The 14585-nt window shown below is 63.4% G+C and carries 17 protein-coding genes; 8 read left to right on the top strand and 9 right to left on the bottom strand.

Going from position 1 to position 14585, the window contains the following annotated elements; translation table 11 throughout:
• Positions 1 to 157: 157 nt before the first annotated feature.
• The 9 genes from NKH03_RS18595 to NKH03_RS18555 form a co-directional block, all read right to left on the bottom strand.
• On the bottom strand, positions 158 to 688 hold the full coding sequence (locus tag NKH03_RS18595) for an NADPH-dependent FMN reductase (protein ID WP_352969698.1): 531 nt from the start codon (positions 686 to 688) through the stop codon (positions 158 to 160).
• A 39-nt stretch (positions 689 to 727) separates the two neighbouring features.
• On the bottom strand, positions 728 to 1348 hold the full coding sequence (locus NKH03_RS18590; RefSeq protein ID WP_352969696.1) for a pyridoxamine 5'-phosphate oxidase family protein: 621 nt from the start codon (positions 1346 to 1348) through the stop codon (positions 728 to 730).
• A gap of 10 nt (positions 1349 to 1358) precedes the next feature.
• A complete protein-coding gene (locus NKH03_RS18585) occupies positions 1359 to 2015 on the bottom strand; it encodes a septation protein A (protein WP_352866343.1) in 657 nt (218 codons plus the stop codon).
• Positions 2016 to 2076: 61 nt separating this feature from the next.
• A complete protein-coding gene (ftsY, locus tag NKH03_RS18580) occupies positions 2077 to 3525 on the bottom strand; it encodes a signal recognition particle-docking protein FtsY (protein WP_502913526.1) in 1449 nt (482 codons plus the stop codon).
• A 480-nt stretch (positions 3526 to 4005) separates the two neighbouring features.
• Complete coding sequence (mtaB, locus tag NKH03_RS18575) at positions 4006 to 5319, bottom strand: tRNA (N(6)-L-threonylcarbamoyladenosine(37)-C(2))-methylthiotransferase MtaB (RefSeq protein ID WP_352969694.1); 1314 nt, start codon at positions 5317 to 5319, stop codon at positions 4006 to 4008.
• Complete coding sequence (dapF, locus tag NKH03_RS18570) at positions 5319 to 6203, bottom strand: diaminopimelate epimerase (RefSeq protein WP_352969692.1); 885 nt, start codon at positions 6201 to 6203, stop codon at positions 5319 to 5321. The genes mtaB and dapF overlap by 1 nt, the downstream gene beginning before the upstream one ends.
• A gap of 72 nt (positions 6204 to 6275) precedes the next feature.
• A complete protein-coding gene (locus NKH03_RS18565; protein WP_128304269.1) occupies positions 6276 to 6437 on the bottom strand; it encodes a DUF1328 family protein in 162 nt (53 codons plus the stop codon).
• 101 nt (positions 6438 to 6538) lie between these two features.
• On the bottom strand, positions 6539 to 7105 hold the full coding sequence (locus NKH03_RS18560) for a hypothetical protein (RefSeq protein WP_352969690.1): 567 nt from the start codon (positions 7103 to 7105) through the stop codon (positions 6539 to 6541).
• Positions 7106 to 7178: 73 nt separating this feature from the next.
• Positions 7179 to 8198, bottom strand: coding sequence for an MBL fold metallo-hydrolase (locus NKH03_RS18555; RefSeq protein WP_352969688.1), 1020 nt, complete (start codon positions 8196 to 8198; stop codon positions 7179 to 7181).
• Between the two features lie 286 nt (positions 8199 to 8484).
• Between NKH03_RS18555 and NKH03_RS18550 the strand changes: the two genes are divergently transcribed.
• The 8 genes from NKH03_RS18550 to NKH03_RS18515 all read left to right on the top strand — a co-directional run bounded on the left by NKH03_RS18550 (position 8485) and on the right by NKH03_RS18515 (position 14583).
• Positions 8485 to 9024: a protease inhibitor Inh/omp19 family protein gene (locus NKH03_RS18550; RefSeq protein WP_352866329.1), complete on the top strand. Its 540-nt coding sequence runs from the start codon at positions 8485 to 8487 to the stop codon at positions 9022 to 9024.
• A gap of 81 nt (positions 9025 to 9105) precedes the next feature.
• Positions 9106 to 10305, top strand: coding sequence for a cell division protein ZapE (gene zapE / locus NKH03_RS18545; protein WP_352969686.1), 1200 nt, complete (start codon positions 9106 to 9108; stop codon positions 10303 to 10305).
• Between the two features lie 490 nt (positions 10306 to 10795).
• Complete coding sequence (mdh, locus tag NKH03_RS18540; RefSeq protein WP_352866323.1) at positions 10796 to 11764, top strand: malate dehydrogenase; 969 nt, start codon at positions 10796 to 10798, stop codon at positions 11762 to 11764.
• Positions 11765 to 11780: 16 nt separating this feature from the next.
• Entirely contained in the window at positions 11781 to 12974 is a 1194-nt protein-coding gene (gene sucC, locus NKH03_RS18535) for an ADP-forming succinate--CoA ligase subunit beta (protein WP_352969684.1), read from the top strand.
• 4 nt (positions 12975 to 12978) lie between these two features.
• Complete coding sequence (locus NKH03_RS18530; RefSeq protein WP_352866319.1) at positions 12979 to 13350, top strand: cupin domain-containing protein; 372 nt, start codon at positions 12979 to 12981, stop codon at positions 13348 to 13350.
• Between the two features lie 3 nt (positions 13351 to 13353).
• A complete protein-coding gene (locus tag NKH03_RS18525) occupies positions 13354 to 13851 on the top strand; it encodes a DUF1579 family protein (protein ID WP_352969682.1) in 498 nt (165 codons plus the stop codon).
• An 83-nt stretch (positions 13852 to 13934) separates the two neighbouring features.
• The gene (locus tag NKH03_RS18520; RefSeq protein WP_352866315.1) at positions 13935 to 14240 is read left to right on the top strand and encodes a hypothetical protein; all 306 of its coding nucleotides are present in this window, start codon (positions 13935 to 13937) and stop codon (positions 14238 to 14240) included.
• On the top strand, positions 14167 to 14583 hold the full coding sequence (locus NKH03_RS18515; RefSeq protein WP_352663844.1) for a PIN domain-containing protein: 417 nt from the start codon (positions 14167 to 14169) through the stop codon (positions 14581 to 14583). Before NKH03_RS18520 ends, NKH03_RS18515 begins: the two co-directional genes overlap by 74 nt.
• The last annotated feature ends 2 nt before the right edge of the window (positions 14584 to 14585 follow it).

Raw genomic sequence — 14585 nt, 5'->3', positions numbered from 1 at the left:
CGGCCTGTCCTGTGAAAGGACGACCAGGATCCTCTCGGTCTCCTTCCCACTTCAAACATAGCATGGGAACAACACACAGGATCCTAGGGTCTGCGCCGCGTCGCTGCGCTCCTTGCTCCGCCCTAGGATGACGAAGCGCGGTGATGGCTGCCCGGTATCAACGCGCGCGAATGAACTCCGCGAACGCTGAAACGGCGTTGCGCATCGCCTGCCGGTTTTCCGGCTCGGCCAAGACAGCCTCCACCTCCGGCGGCTTCTTGCCGAGCAGGGCAATCTCCAGCATTTCCTCGCAAAGCACGAACGACATGGTGCGCATGATCTCGGCCAGTGCGGCGCGGGCGAACAGCGAGCGTAACGAGGCATGCGCCAGCATGGCCGGCTTGGCGACGGCGGCGTCGCGCGAGACCAGCCAGTCGAGCGCATTCTTCAGCCCGCCGGGCACGCCGTGGGCATATTCGGGACACGAGACGATAACGCCGTCGGCTCGGGTGACGGCATCGATCAGCGCGGAGGCCTCGAGCGGTGTCCGCTCGCCCTCATCGTCGGGATTGAAGATCGGCAGACGGCCAAGTCCGTCATAGGCGGTGACGCGACAGCCTGGCGGCGCGTTGCGCGCCAGTGCGGCGATCAGCGCCGAATTGGTGGAGGCCGCGCGCAGGCTGCCGGAAATGGCAAGGATGTTCAGCAAGATATCGAACCGTTCAGGACGAATCGTCGTCCCGAAAGCCTACCACATCGTCTGCTTGTAGCCGTCGTCCAGCCAGCGGTCGGTCGCCTCGACCGAATCGGCAAGTGCCAGCTGGTCGCGCAGGATCTGGCCGAGCGTCGGCAGCGTCGCGCGGTCGTACCAGGTTTCCGGCTTCCACAGGTCCGAGCGCATGAAGGCCTTGGCGCAATGCATGTAGGCGGTCTTGACGCTGACCACGACGACGCTCTGCGGCTCCTTGCCGTCGACGGCAAGCCGTTTGCGCAAGCCCCCGTCCACGGTGATGCGGGCTTCGCCGTTGACGCGCAGCGTCTCGTTCATGCCAGGAATGAGGAACAGCAGCCCGACGGAGGGATTGACGAGAATGTTCTCAAGCGTGTCGAGCCGGTTGTTGCCGGGCCGGTCCGGAATGGCGATGGTCGTGTCGTCGAGCACGGCGGCGAAGCCAGGCTTGTCGCCCTTCGGCGTCACGTCGGCATTGCCGGCGCCGTCGGACGAGCCGATCAGTACGAACGGGCTCTTGCCGATGAAGGAGCGGCAATGGCCGTCGAGCGCCTTCAATTCCTTGCGGATCGAGCCGTCGGTCGGCCGCGGCGTCTTGTAGATCGTCCTCAGCTCATCGCGCGTGGTGACGAATTCCATCGCCCTCTCCCTATTTCCCGGCCTTGTCCTCGAGCGAATGGCGCAGGATCAGCGGCATCTGGCTGAAGGTGAACAGAAGCGTGATCGGCATGATGCCCCAGACCTTGAAGGTAACCCAGGTGTCGGTGGAAAAATTCCGCCACACCACTTCATTGGCAAGGGCCAGGAACAGGAAGAACAGGCCCCAGCGGAAGGTCAGCTTGCGCCAGCCTTCGGCATCGAGGCTGAAGGCCGAATCGAAGACATAGCCAAGCAGCGACTTGCCGAAATAAAGGCCGCCGAGCAGCACGCCGCCGAACAGCATGTTGACGATGGTGGGCTTCATCTTGATGAAGATGTCGTCCTGCAGATAGAGCGTCAGCGCGCCGAAGATGAAGACGACGACGCCCGACACCATCGGCATGATCGGCAAGGTGCGCATCAGCAGCCATGAGGCGATCAGCGCGATTGCCGTGGCGGCCATGAACAGGCCCGTGGCGACGAAGATCGGGCCGCCGAATTCGGCCAGAGCAGGGAATTTCTGCACCAGCCATTGGCCGCGCGCATTGGCGAAGAAGAACACCATCAACGGCCCCAACTCCAGCACCAGCTTGAGAAGCGGATTGACGCCTTCCTTCTTTTGTTTTTGCGGGTCGGACGGGTCGCGTTCGAGAATGGGTGGGTTCATGGAATCTCTTTCTTGCGCATGATCTGATCCAAAAAGTCTGCAACTTTTTGGGACATGCTTGCTACGCCACTCCAGCAATCGCCCTGGCGAATTCGCTTGCCGAGAAGGGTTCGAGGTCGTCGACCTGTTCGCCGACGCCGATGAAATAGACCGGCAATTTGTGCTTTGCCGCGATCGCCACCAGAATACCGCCGCGCGCCGTGCCGTCCAGCTTGGTCATCACCAAGCCGTTGACGCCGGCGACATTGCGGAAGATCTCTACCTGGTTGAGCGCGTTCTGGCCGGTGGTCGCGTCGACCGTTTGCAAAACGGTGTGCGGCGCTTCCGGATCGAGCTTGCCGAGCACGCGGACGATCTTTTCGAGCTCGGCCATCAGTTCGGTCTTGTTTTGCAGGCGGCCGGCGGTGTCGATGATCAGCACGTCGGAGCCGGCTTCCCTAGCCTTTTCGAAGGCGTCGTAGGCCAACCCTGCGGCATCGGCGCCGAGCTTGGAGGCGATGACCGGCGATTTCGTCCGTTCGCCCCAGATCTTCAACTGCTCGATCGCCGCGGCGCGGAAGGTGTCGCCGGCGGCGAGCATCACCGACAGGCCGCCATCGGTGAGCTTGGCCGCGAGCTTGCCGATGGTCGTGGTCTTGCCGGTGCCGTTGACGCCGACCACCAGGATGACATGCGGCTTATGCGAAAGATCAAGTTCCAGCGGCATGGCGACGTGGGTCAGCACCTTCTCCACCTCCGCCGCCATGATGGCGCGAACCTCGGTGTCGGAGACATCCTTGCCGTAGCGGCTGGCGGCCAGCGCATCGGTGACGCGCAGCGCGGTTTCCATGCCGAGATCGGCACGGATCAGCACGTCCTCCAGATCCTGCAGCGTCTCCTCGTCCAGCTTGCGCTTGGTGAAGACACCGGCAATGTTGCCGGTCAGTTCCTTGGACGAACGGGCAAGCCCGTCCTTCATGCGCTGGAACCAAGAACGCCTCGGCGCCGGTTCCGGCGCCTTCCGCGGCTCGGCCTTCTGCTCGACTTTCCTGGTGACGGTCACCTTGCCGGGCGCGGGAACGGATCTTGGCGCGGGTTGCGGGACGGCCTGCGGTTCGGGTGCGATCTCGGCGATGATCGGCTGCGATTCGATCGGCGCGGGCTGGCGAATGGGAGGTACGATCTCGGCCGACGGAGCTTCAGCCACGTCTTGCGCAGGTTTGCGCTGCCCCTCGCCCTCTCCCCGTGAAGGACGGGGCGAGGGGGGCGTCAGCGTTGAGGCTTCTTCCTCGAAGTCTGAAAGAGGAGGCGCGGCGTCACCGCTATCTCCCTTCTCCCCGTCTCTATACGGGGAGAAGGTGCCGGCAGGCGGATGAGGGGCTGCGCTGACCTCTGACGGTGGCTGAGCAGGGGCCGGCGCCGGTGTCGGCACCTCGATCGGAGTTGGTGTCCCTGCAGGGACCTCGACCGGCGGCGTCGGCACTTCGACCGGGGCCGGTTCCGGTTGCTTTTCCGGGCGCGACGGAACGATCTCAGGCTCGGACGGCGCGGGTGGCGGTACCTCTTGCGGCCGCGGTTTGGGAGCAGGCTCCGGAACGGCGGGAGGCGTTGGTATTTCCTCGGGCGCCGGCGGCTCGACGGGTGTCTCAGGCGCGGGTTCTTCTTCCGGCTCGGGCTCCGGCAGGGGTTCCGGCGCGGGCGGAACGGCAGGCTCCGGTGCTGGCGGAATGGTCGGTGCCGGCTCGGGCACCGGTTCCTCGATAGGCGCCGGTTTCGGCGCTGGAATCACCTCCGGCTCGACTGTCGGCGTCGGCGCGGCTTCCGCCTCGGGGTCCAGTTCGTCGCGCTTCAAAAACTCCGGAACGACCTGCTCGGCCGCCGGCTTCAGCGCATCGAGCGCTTCCCACTTGATCGGCGGCAGCGGGGCGGTCTCGTCGACCCGCTCCTCGACCACCTCTTTCTTGCCGAACGAAAATATCTTCTTGAAAAAACCAGCCATGCTTTGCGTTTCTCAGGCCGCGCGGGCGGCAAGGGGGGTCGCGATCAGCTTGGTACCGTCGTGGCCTGATATATCGGCCTCGACGATCTCACCCGGCACGCCCGTGCCGAGTGCGGCAAGCGTAAACCCTTCGGTGCGGCCAAGTCCGTCGCGCTCGATCAGGATCGACTGACGGGTTCCGGAAAGCGACGACAGATGGCGCCGATACGCGGCATCACCAGCGGCGCGCAGCCGGGCGGCGCGCTGCTTGACCAATTCGCGGCGGAGCTGCGGCATGCGCGCGGCGGGCGTGCCTTCGCGCGGGCTGAACGGGAAGACGTGGAGGTGAGTCAGGCCACACTCCTCGACGATTTTTTCCGAGTTCTCGAACATCTCGTCGGTCTCGGTCGGGAAGCCGGCGATGATGTCGGCGCCGAACACGATGCCGGGGCGCAGCTTGCGAACGTCCTCGCAGAAGCGGATCGACTGATCGCGCAGATGCCGGCGCTTCATGCGCTTCAGGATCATGTCGTCGCCCGACTGCAGCGACAGATGCAGATGGGGCATCAGCCTGGGTTCGGTGGCGATGGCGTCGAGCAGATCGTCGTCGGCCTCGATCGAATCGATCGAGGACAGCCGCAGGCGCTTCACGTCGGGCACCTGCCTGAAGATGGTTTTTACCAGTCTGCCGAGCTTCGGGGCGCCCGGCAGGTCGGCGCCAAAACTGGTCATGTCGACACCGGTCAGCACGATCTCGGCATAGCCGTTGCCGGCGAGCCGCTTGACCTGCTCGACCACGGCGCCCATCGGCACCGAGCGTGAATTGCCGCGGCCGTAAGGGATGATGCAGAAGGTGCAGCGGTGGTCGCAGCCGTTCTGCACCTGGACGAAGGCGCGTGCACGGCCCTCGATGGCGTCGACCATGTGGCTGGCGGTTTCGCGCACCGAAAAGATGTCATTGACGCGCGCCTTCTCGGTGTCGTTGACGCCGAAATCCGGCAGCGCGCGATAGGAGTTCGCCTTCAGCTTCTCCTCGTTGCCGAGCACGAGATCGACCTCCTCCATTGCGGCGAATTTTTCAGGCTCGGTTTGCGCGGCGCAGCCGGTGACGATGATGCGGGTTTGCGGGTTGTCGCGGCGCGCCTTGCGGATCGCCTGTTTGGCCTGGCGCACCGCCTCGCCGGTGACGGCGCAGGTGTTGAAGATCACGGCGCCGCCTTCCAGCGCGCCGAGGCCGGCGGTTTCAGCCTCGCGCCGCATCACTTCGGATTCATAGGTGTTCAGCCGGCAGCCGAAGGTCACCACATCGATGCCCCTGGACACCGGGCTCTTGGACAGAGCGGACATCAGGCCGCGCTTTCGGTGTCGCGAGCCCATGTTCCGGTCGCCGGATCGAAGCTGCCGGAAAATTCCCATTCGGCCGCGCCGGTGAGGATGACGTGGTCATCGCCGCGCCATTCGACATGCAGCGTGCCGCCGCCGGGGGTCAACAGGCTGACGCTGCGGCCGGTCCGATTGGTTCTGGCGGCTGCGACCACCGCGGCGCAGGAGGCCGAGCCACAGGCCTTGGTCAGGCCGGCGCCACGTTCCCATGTGCGGATGATCATGGTTTCGGGCGAAGTGACCTGAGCGATGGTGATGTTGGCGCGTTCGGGAAACATCGGATGGTTCTCGAGCAGCGGGCCGAAGCGGTCGAGTTCGTAGGACCAGACGTCGCGGTCGACCCAGAAGATGGCGTGCGGGTTGCCCATTGAGACGACAGAGGGTGAATGCAGCACCGGCGCGTCGATCGGGCCGATCTGCAGCTCGATCTTGCGGGTATCATGAAATTCCTCGGCCAGCGGAATGTCCTGCCAGCCGAAGCGCGGTATGCCCATGTCGACCGAGATCGAGCCATCGGCATGTTCGCGCGCGTTGAGAATGCCGGCGACGGTCTCGAAGGTGAAGGTCTTCTGGCCGGTCTCGGCGGCCAGCGCCTGGACGACGCAGCGCATGCCGTTGCCGCAGGCCTGCGCGCTGGTTCCGTCGGAATTCAATATGTCGATGAAAAAGGCGGTGCCCGGCGTCCTGGCGTCGTGGATCGCCATGATCTGGTCGAACCTTGTCGCGGCATCGGCGTTCAGCGCAATTGCCGCGGCCGCCGTCACCCGATCGGCACGGCCACGCATGTCGGCAACGATGATCTCGTTGCCGATGCCGTTCATCTTGGCGAAAGGGGCAGTGCTGGCCATTGCTCCGAAAGTTCCGTGTCCGATTGCCGCTATATGGCGGAAACGGGCAGGAATTACCAGTGCGGAGCCGCTTTACGTCACCGCGAAAATGCCAAGTACCATCAGCAGGAAGATGATCAGAACGATGCCGATGAGGATGCGCGCCCCGGTGGCGGCAGCACCTGCCAGCGCCGGCATGCCGAGCAAGCTCGCCGCCGCGGCGACGATCAGCAAAATGACGATCCATTTGAGCATGGGAATGCCTCGCAAACCGACAGATTTTGAAACCGTGTGAAAAACGCGGCTGCCGCGCTTGGGTTCCCGTCGGCTTGCGAGGCCGCTGCCCGTTGGCCGACCTAGCCGGCGATCTCGATATCGGTGGTGAAGGGCGCCGTCTTGTTCGAATTCTCGTCATGCATGAGAAAGTCGCACCGGTATTTGCCGGGCGGCAAGCCGTCGAGGGACAGGTCCAGCTTGAAGAACAGTTCGCGGTTGTGTGAGCGGGAGGCGACCTGGACACGGCCGACCTTCTCACTCGTGCCGAGAGTCTCGCCAGCCGCGGAAACGACGGTGATGTCGACCGAAAGCGCGATCATGCTGTTGCCGAGACCGTCCGAGCCGTAGCCATAGCCAACAGGCTCCATATAGAGCACGATCTTCTCGCCGGGTTTGTAGATGCGATTGGCACGCTCGCTGTAGATGCCGAAACCGCTTGCGGAATCGACCTGTTTGACGTTCTGGACGGCCAGCGGCATCGCTTGCCAAAGGGCTTCCTCGGCGCCGCGGAATTTGTCCAGCGCGCCGGCGCCATCACCCGACTGCAGCAGTTTTTCGGCCTCGGTGGCGCGATCGGTGATTTCGCCTGCGAAAGCGCATGGCGTCGAAAACGCCAGCGCCATCAGAATTGCCATGATCGATTTCATCTGAAATTCCCCCTCTGCCCGTTAGGCGGACCATCCGCGAAAATGATCGGTCCGTAAATGCCCAACGCAGATGTCAGCCGCGCCCGATCTCGGGCACGCTCCAGATCTCTCCGGGCCGCAAGGCGCGAAAGCGCCCTCGTGGGATGCCTTGATCGTCAAGTGCCTCGGTCAATTTCCGCGCCGGTTCGTCGATCGGTTCGTCGGTGAGCTGGAAGGTGCCCCAGTGGCAGCCGGCGGCGAAAGCGGCGTTGCACAGCGTCATGCCTTGCACCGCTTCCCCCGGATTCTGGTGCTGCGGCGCCATGAACCAGCGCGGCTCATAGGCACCGATCGGCAGGATGGCGAAGCGGAAACCGCCATGTTTCCCGGCCATCTGCCGGTAGTTGATGCCATCGTGAAAGCCGGTGTCACCGGCGAAATAGAGCTTGCTATCAGGCGTTTCGACGACGAAGCCGGCCCACAGCGCCATGCGCCGGTCGCGGGCGCCGCGCGCCGACCAGTGGTGCACCGGCTCGACATGGACGGCGATGCCGTTGCCGACCTCTACCCTGTCGCCCCAATCATGGGCCGACAGCCGCATGCCGGGAATCGCATCGCCGATCAGGGTATCGTTGCCGAGCGGGGTAAGCACCAGCGGGTCGTGGCCGGCCTTCAGCCGCTTCAGCGTGGCGAGGTCGAGATGGTCGTAATGGTTGTGGCTGACCAGCACGAGGTCGATCGGCGGCAGGTCGGCGAAGGCGATGCCTGGCGGATTGATGCGTTTTGGTCCGGCGAAGAAAAGCGGCGACGCACGCTGCGACCAGACCGGGTCGGTCAGGATGTTCAGACCGCCCGTCTGGATCAGCAAGGTGGAATGGCCCACCATCGTTACGTTCAGCGCCGCGCCTTCGACCTTCGCGGCCGGCCTTGCCTGCGGAAAGGGGCTTGGATTCGTCGCCGGCCATTTCGAGCGCTTGCCATTCAACTGCCATTTCAGCAGGTCGGCGAAACGGCCGGGCAGCTGGCCGTCGGGATTGAAGAACAGGGTGCCGTCGAAATGATCGCTGGGCGGGCCGCTATAGTAGCGATTGGCGGCTTTCTTTCTCGCGGCCAATTTTGCGGCTCCAGCAGGTTTCGTCCCCCTGACATAGGCGCTGTGCCTGCTTGCGCAAGCACTTGACCGCCGAATGGCAGGGGAGGGGGCGGCACGGTGTCGACCGGGACCTCAGGGCGATGCGCGACAAGTGGCCCGTGCCATCGCGATTGCGATAAATTTGCAACAAATCTTGCCGCAAACCGTATTTTAACCATATCGGGTTGAAATTTCGCCACCTTCTCCATCTTGGTGGAGGTGAGATTGTGCGGACGGCTTCCCCCAGCCGGATCCGACGGAGGTTGGAATGACTTTTTCGAAAACCGGTCTGGTGGCCGTATCGCTGGCCGCGCTCGTTGCGAGCGGCTGTTCGACGTCACGTTTCTCGTCGATGGATGATCAGCAGCCGGCACCGCTGGAGGCGGCGCCCGCCGGCAAGGTGACCGCGAACCAGTTGCCGCCGCCGGCTTCGCCCGGCACCACGGACCCGTCGCAATTCCCGACCGCGCCGGCGAACACGCAGGTCGCCTCGCTGCCGCCGGACGGCACGGCACCGGCCGGCGCTTCGGACCTCAACGCCGCCAGCGTCGCGGGTGTCTGGAATGCCAACGTTTCGGGCCAGAGCTGCAAGGTGGCGACGCCGCAGACCAAATTCGGCGCCGGCTTCCGCGCCGGGCCGCTGCATTGCCCGGCACCGATCGACGGCATCAAGTCGTGGAACGTCGCCGGCAAGCAGCTCACGCTCTATGACGAGAATGGCGGCGCGCTGGCGCGGCTCTATTCCTCGGGCGGCTCGAAATTCGACGGCCAGACTTCGAACGGCCAGCCGATTTCGCTTACAAGATAGGCTAGCCCTTCCGAATGCATTTCGCCCAGAAGTGGCCCCGTTTTGGGACAGCGACATGCATAAAAGCAAATGACGTGACCAATGCATCTGCGTGACGGCCTCCAGACCCATGCGACCGTCAGGCAGCGCTACGACCATCTGGTGGAAACCGGTGCGATCGGCCGCGATCCGGCGCAGGAGCGGATCACCGCCGCGCTGGACCGGCTGACCGACGAGATTTCGGCCAAGCGACTGGCACACAAGTCCAGCGCGCTGGGCTGGCTGTTTGCCCGCAAGCGCGAGACGCATGAGGCCGTCAAAGGCCTCTACATCCATGGCGGCGTCGGCCGCGGCAAGACCATGCTGATGGATATGTTCTTCGACCTGCTGCCGGTGCGGCGCAAGCGCCGCGTCCATTTCAACGACTTCATGGCCGATGTGCAGGATCGTATCCAGAAGCACCGGCAGGCGCGCAAGAACGGCGACGTCAGGGAAGACGATCCGATCCCGCCCGTGGCCAAGGCGCTCGCCGAGCAGGCCTGGGTGCTGTGCTTCGACGAGTTCTCGGTTACCGACATTGCCGATGCGATGATCCTGTCGCGGCTGTTTTCGGCGCTGTTTGCCAGCGGCGTGGTGCTGGTCGCCACCTCGAACGTGGCGCCGGAAGATCTTTATAGAGATGGACTGAACCGCCAGCTTTTCCTGCCTTTCATCGGCATTCTGCAGCGGCATGCACAGGTGCTCTCGCTCGACGCCGACAAGGACTACCGGCTGGAAAAACTCGCCCGCACACCGGTCTATGTCACGCCGGCCGATGCGGCGGCCGACCAGATACTCGACGAGGCTTGGCAAGCCATGACGCGCGGAGTGCCAGAGGGCCAGACGTCACTTGCCCTCAAAGGCCGGCAAGTGGTCGTGCCGCGCGCCGCCGGCGACGTGGCGCGGTTCTCCTTCGCCGATCTCTGTGAAAAGCCGCATGGGGCACGCGACTACCTGGCGATCGCCGGGCGCTTTTCGACCATCTTCGTCGATCATGTCCCAGTGCTCGGCGAAGGCAAGCGCAACGAGGCCAAGCGCTTCATCCTGTTGATCGACACGCTTTATGACCATCATGTGCGGCTGGTGATGAGTGCAGAGGCTCCGCCGTCGCAGCTTTATCTCGCAAGGCGCGGCGTCGAGGTCTTCGAATTCGAACGCACGGCATCGCGCCTGATCGAGATGCAAAGCCACGACTGGCTGGAGGATTGGGCGGAGCGGCGGAAGATGAAGACGGCGCCAGAAGCGCAGCAGGCGCAGGCGTAGGGACGCGTAGGTTCGCCCCCATGCATCCTTGGTGATTTACGAAACCGTCGCGACGATCGATTCTCCCTCCTCGAGGGGGAGATGGACGGCAGGCCAGAGGGGGGTTGGTTCGACCGGGCGCGGCACAGATGGCGCCAGCGCTTCACGCGAGGCGACCCCCTCTGTCGCCTTTGGCGACATCTCCGGGGGGAGATTTGGTGCCAGTATCACAACGGCGTCATCGCCTGGAAATAGCCTTCTGATTTCCATACTCATTGCGTAAACCTTGCAAGTCGGCTTACAAACTTTGACGTTTACGTAAATCCCAATGTTTCTAACCGATTGAAATTATTCACTCGAAAATAATCGATTGAATATATTTTCCACCGGGGCTACTGGATGCGGCGAAGTCTCGCGGGTCCCCGCTGCATTCCGGCCTCTTCCTCGACGCCGCCAACCCAGATCGCCAGGGATTTGGGCGTCGTCACAGACAAAGGGAAAATTTCCTCACATGGCACGCAACAAGATAGCGCTCATCGGCTCTGGCATGATCGGCGGCACGCTCGCCCACATGATCGGCCTCAAGGACCTCGGCGACGTGGTGCTGTTCGACATTGCCGAGGGTATCCCGCAGGGCAAGGGGCTCGATATCGCGCAGTCATCGCCGGTCGATGGCTTCGACAGCCGCCTCACCGGCATTAACGACTATGCCGGCATCGAGGGTGCCGATGTCTGCATCGTCACCGCCGGCGTGCCGCGCAAGCCGGGCATGAGCCGCGACGACCTTCTGGGCATCAACCTCAAGGTCATGGAGCAGGTCGGCGCCGGGCTGAAGAAATACGCGCCGAAGGCTTTCGTCATCTGCATCACCAATCCGCTCGATGCCATGGTGTGGGCGCTGCAGAAGTTTTCCGGCCTGCCCAAGAGCCATGTCGTCGGCATGGCCGGCGTGCTCGACAGCGCGCGCTTCCGCTATTTCCTGGCCGAGGAATTCAAGGTCTCGGTCGAGGACGTCACCGCCTTCGTGCTCGGCGGCCATGGCGATTCCATGGTGCCGATGATCCGCTATTCGACGGTTTCCGGTATTCCGCTGCCCGACCTCATCAAGATGGGCTGGACCTCGAAGGAGAAGCTCGACCAGATCGTGCAGCGCACCCGCGACGGCGGCGCCGAGATCGTCGGCCTGCTCAAGACCGGCTCGGCCTTTTATGCGCCGGCCGCCTCGGCGATCTCGATGGCCGAAGCCTACCTCAAGGACAAGAAGCGGGTGCTGCCGTGCGCCGCATATCTATCCGGCCAGTATGGCGTCAAGAACACCTATGTCGGCGTTCCCGTGGTGATCGGCGCCGGCGGCGTCGAGCGCATCATCGAGATCGACCTCAACAAGAGCGAGCAGAAGATGTTCGACAGTTCGGTGGCGACGGTGCAGGGCCTGACCGAGGCCTGCGTCAAGATCGCGCCGCAACTCGCCGCCAAGTAACCCGGAGAAGATCCAGATGAACATCCATGAGTATCAGGGCAAGGCGCTGCTGAAGTCTTTCGGCGCGCCGGTGGCCGAAGGCGTGCCGGTGTTCAAGGCGAGCGAGGCGGAAGCCGCCGCCAGGGCGCTGCCCGGCCCGCTCTACGTGGTGAAGAGCCAGATCCATGCCGGCGGCCGCGGCAAGGGCAAATTCAACGAGCTTGGCCCAGACGCCAAGGGTGGGGTCAGGCTGGCGAAGTCGGTCGCCGACGTCGTCACCAACGCCAATGAGATGCTGGGCAACACGCTGGTGACCAAGCAGACCGGCCCGGCCGGCAAGCAGGTCAACCGCCTCTACATCGAGGACGGCGCCGACATAGAGCGCGAACTCTATCTGTCGATCCTCGTAGACCGCTCGGTCGGCCGCGTCGCCTTCGTCGTCTCGACGGAAGGCGGCATGGACATCGAAGCGGTCGCGCACGACACGCCGGAAAAGATCATCACCGTCGCCATCGATCCGGAAAAGGGCGTCACATCGGCCGATCTGAAGGCGCTCAACGGCGCGCTGAAGCTCGACGGTGACGCAGCCAAGGACGGCGACACGCTGTTCCCAATCCTCTACAAGGCCTTTGTCGAGAAGGACATGAGCCTGCTCGAGGTCAACCCGCTGATCGTCATGAAGAACGGCCGGCTGCGCGTGCTCGATGCAAAAGTGTCGTTCGACAACAATGCGCTGTTTCGTCACCCGGATGTGCTCGAACTGCGCGACACCACCGAAGAGGACGAGAAGGAGATCGAGGCGTCGAAATACGACCTCGCTTATGTGGCGCTCGACGGCAATATAGGCTGCATGGTGAACGGCGCCGGCCTCGCCATGGCGACGATGGACATCATCAAGCTCTATGGTGCCGAACCCGCCAACTTCCTCGATGTCGGCGGCGGTGCGTCCAAGGAAAAAGTGACGGCGGCGTTCAAGATCATCACCAAGGATCCGGCGGTCAAGGGCATCCTGATCAACATCTTCGGCGGCATCATGAAGTGCGACATCATTGCCGAGGGCGTCATTGCCGCGGTCAAGGAAGTCGGCCTGGAAGTGCCGCTTGTGGTGCGCCTGGAAGGCACCAATGCCGAGCTTGGCAAGAAGATCATCAACGACAGCGGCCTCAACGTGGTATCGGCCGACGATCTCGACGACGCGGCCAAGAAGATCGTGGCGGCGGTGAAGGGCTGATCTGGTGCCTCCGCGCAAGATAAACCTGGTCGAGGCGGCGGATCAGAAGATCAAGAAGGTTTTCGATCCGCATATCGCCGGCGACGTCAACGATGCCCAGGTCAAGATCGCCAAGTTCGGCGACGTCTTCGACTGGCACGCGCATGACAATGAGGACGAAGCCTTCCTCGTGCTGCGCGGGCGCATCGCAATCGATTTTCGCGACGGCACGGTGGAGCTCTCCAGCGGCGAGTTCATCGTCGTGCCGCGCGCTGTCGAACACCGGCCGCGCTCGCTCAGCGAAGAACCCGTCGTGCTGATGTTCGAACCGGCGACGACGCTCAACACCGGCAACGCCAAGAGCGACTTAACCGTCGCCGACCTGAAGCGGCTCTGACCCATGAACGCAGCCGCCTTCTCCTCGCTCTCGGCCGATCACCAGCGCCTGCAGGCGCTGGTCGGCGCGTGGCGTGGTGAGGAAGAGGTGGCGGCAACCCAGTGGACCGATGCCGGCACAGCGACTTCCGAAGTGCTGGCTGAGGCACAGTTCGGCGGGCTGTTCGTGGTGCAGCGCTATCGCCAGCGTCGCGACGGCACGGTCTCGTTCGGCGCGCACAGCGTGTTTGGCTTCGACCAGCAAAACAGCATCGCCACCATGCATCAGTTCGACTCGATGGGCTTCGTGCCGGCGGCGCCGGCCATGGGCACGTGGAACGGCAACGAGCTCACTCTGGAGCGGTCGGCGCCGCGCGGCGCCGCGCGCGTGACGTACATTTTTGACGGTGCCGACGCCTACCGCATGCGATTGCAGTTCAAACCTGCCGGCAGAGATGCCTGGCAGGACATGGTGAGCGGCGTTTACCGGCGCGTCTCGCCTTCCGAGTTAGGGGAAGGCTGAGCGATGCAGATCATGGGCATGGCGGTTGAAAAAATACACATAATCACACATATATCGGCTGTGTATTTATGTGGAGACAGGCGATGAAGAATGTCACCCTAGCCATGGACGACGCTCTGCTCGAAAAGGCGCGAGGCCTTGCCGGACGTCGCAACACCACGCTCAACGCCCTCATTCGTTCACTCCTTGCGCATGAAGTCGAGCAGGAAGACCGGATGGCCTGGGCCAAGGCGGGAATGAAGCGACTCATGGACGAGGCCGCGAGACAGAGCGACAGCGCCGACACCCCTTACAAGTGGGATCGAAGGGACGCCTATGCCGACCGGGAGGATCGATTGCTTTCTCGACACGAACGTCCTGATCTACGCGGCTTCGGAGAAGAATCGTGATCCACGTCGCGCGCCGATCGCCGCAGAACTGGTATCGAGCACCATCTTTGGCGTGTCGGGGCAAACTTTGGCCGAATTCGCCGCAGTGTCGCGAGCGAAATCCCTTCTGGGCGATGACCTGCTCGATCAGTGGCTGGTTCTCCTCGGGACCTGCCCTTTGGTGCCCGTCGACGAAAGCTACGTCCGCTCTGGGCTGGACCTCGCGCGCCGTTATGGAATTCACTACTACGACGCCGCGCTTCTCGCCGCGGCCGGGTATCTCGGTGCGCCGATTTTCTACACCGAGGATCTCAACCACAACCAGGTTTATGGCTCGGTACGAGCCGTCAATCCTTTCTTGTAATC

The sequence above is a fragment of the Mesorhizobium sp. M1406 genome, from assembly GCF_040317555.1.
Classification (GTDB): domain Bacteria; phylum Pseudomonadota; class Alphaproteobacteria; order Rhizobiales; family Rhizobiaceae; genus Mesorhizobium.
This window is presented reverse-complemented; position numbering and strand designations above follow the sequence as displayed.

Coding starts and splice junctions, on each gene's coding strand:
- NKH03_RS18590 (WP_352969696.1), bottom strand. CDS start 1,348: ATGGAATTCGTCACCACGCGCGATGAGCTGAGGACGATCTACAAGACG.
- NKH03_RS18585 (WP_352866343.1), bottom strand. CDS start 2,015: ATGAACCCACCCATTCTCGAACGCGACCCGTCCGACCCGCAAAAACAA.
- mtaB (WP_352969694.1), bottom strand. CDS start 5,319: ATGTCCGCTCTGTCCAAGAGCCCGGTGTCCAGGGGCATCGATGTGGTG.
- dapF (WP_352969692.1), bottom strand. CDS start 6,203: ATGGCCAGCACTGCCCCTTTCGCCAAGATGAACGGCATCGGCAACGAG.
- NKH03_RS18565 (WP_128304269.1), bottom strand. CDS start 6,437: ATGCTCAAATGGATCGTCATTTTGCTGATCGTCGCCGCGGCGGCGAGC.
- NKH03_RS18560 (WP_352969690.1), bottom strand. CDS start 7,105: ATGAAATCGATCATGGCAATTCTGATGGCGCTGGCGTTTTCGACGCCA.
- NKH03_RS18550 (WP_352866329.1), top strand. CDS start 8,485: ATGACTTTTTCGAAAACCGGTCTGGTGGCCGTATCGCTGGCCGCGCTC.
- zapE (WP_352969686.1), top strand. CDS start 9,106: ATGCATCTGCGTGACGGCCTCCAGACCCATGCGACCGTCAGGCAGCGC.
- mdh (WP_352866323.1), top strand. CDS start 10,796: ATGGCACGCAACAAGATAGCGCTCATCGGCTCTGGCATGATCGGCGGC.
- sucC (WP_352969684.1), top strand. CDS start 11,781: ATGAACATCCATGAGTATCAGGGCAAGGCGCTGCTGAAGTCTTTCGGC.
- NKH03_RS18525 (WP_352969682.1), top strand. CDS start 13,354: ATGAACGCAGCCGCCTTCTCCTCGCTCTCGGCCGATCACCAGCGCCTG.
- NKH03_RS18520 (WP_352866315.1), top strand. CDS start 13,935: ATGAAGAATGTCACCCTAGCCATGGACGACGCTCTGCTCGAAAAGGCG.
- NKH03_RS18515 (WP_352663844.1), top strand. CDS start 14,167: ATGCCGACCGGGAGGATCGATTGCTTTCTCGACACGAACGTCCTGATC.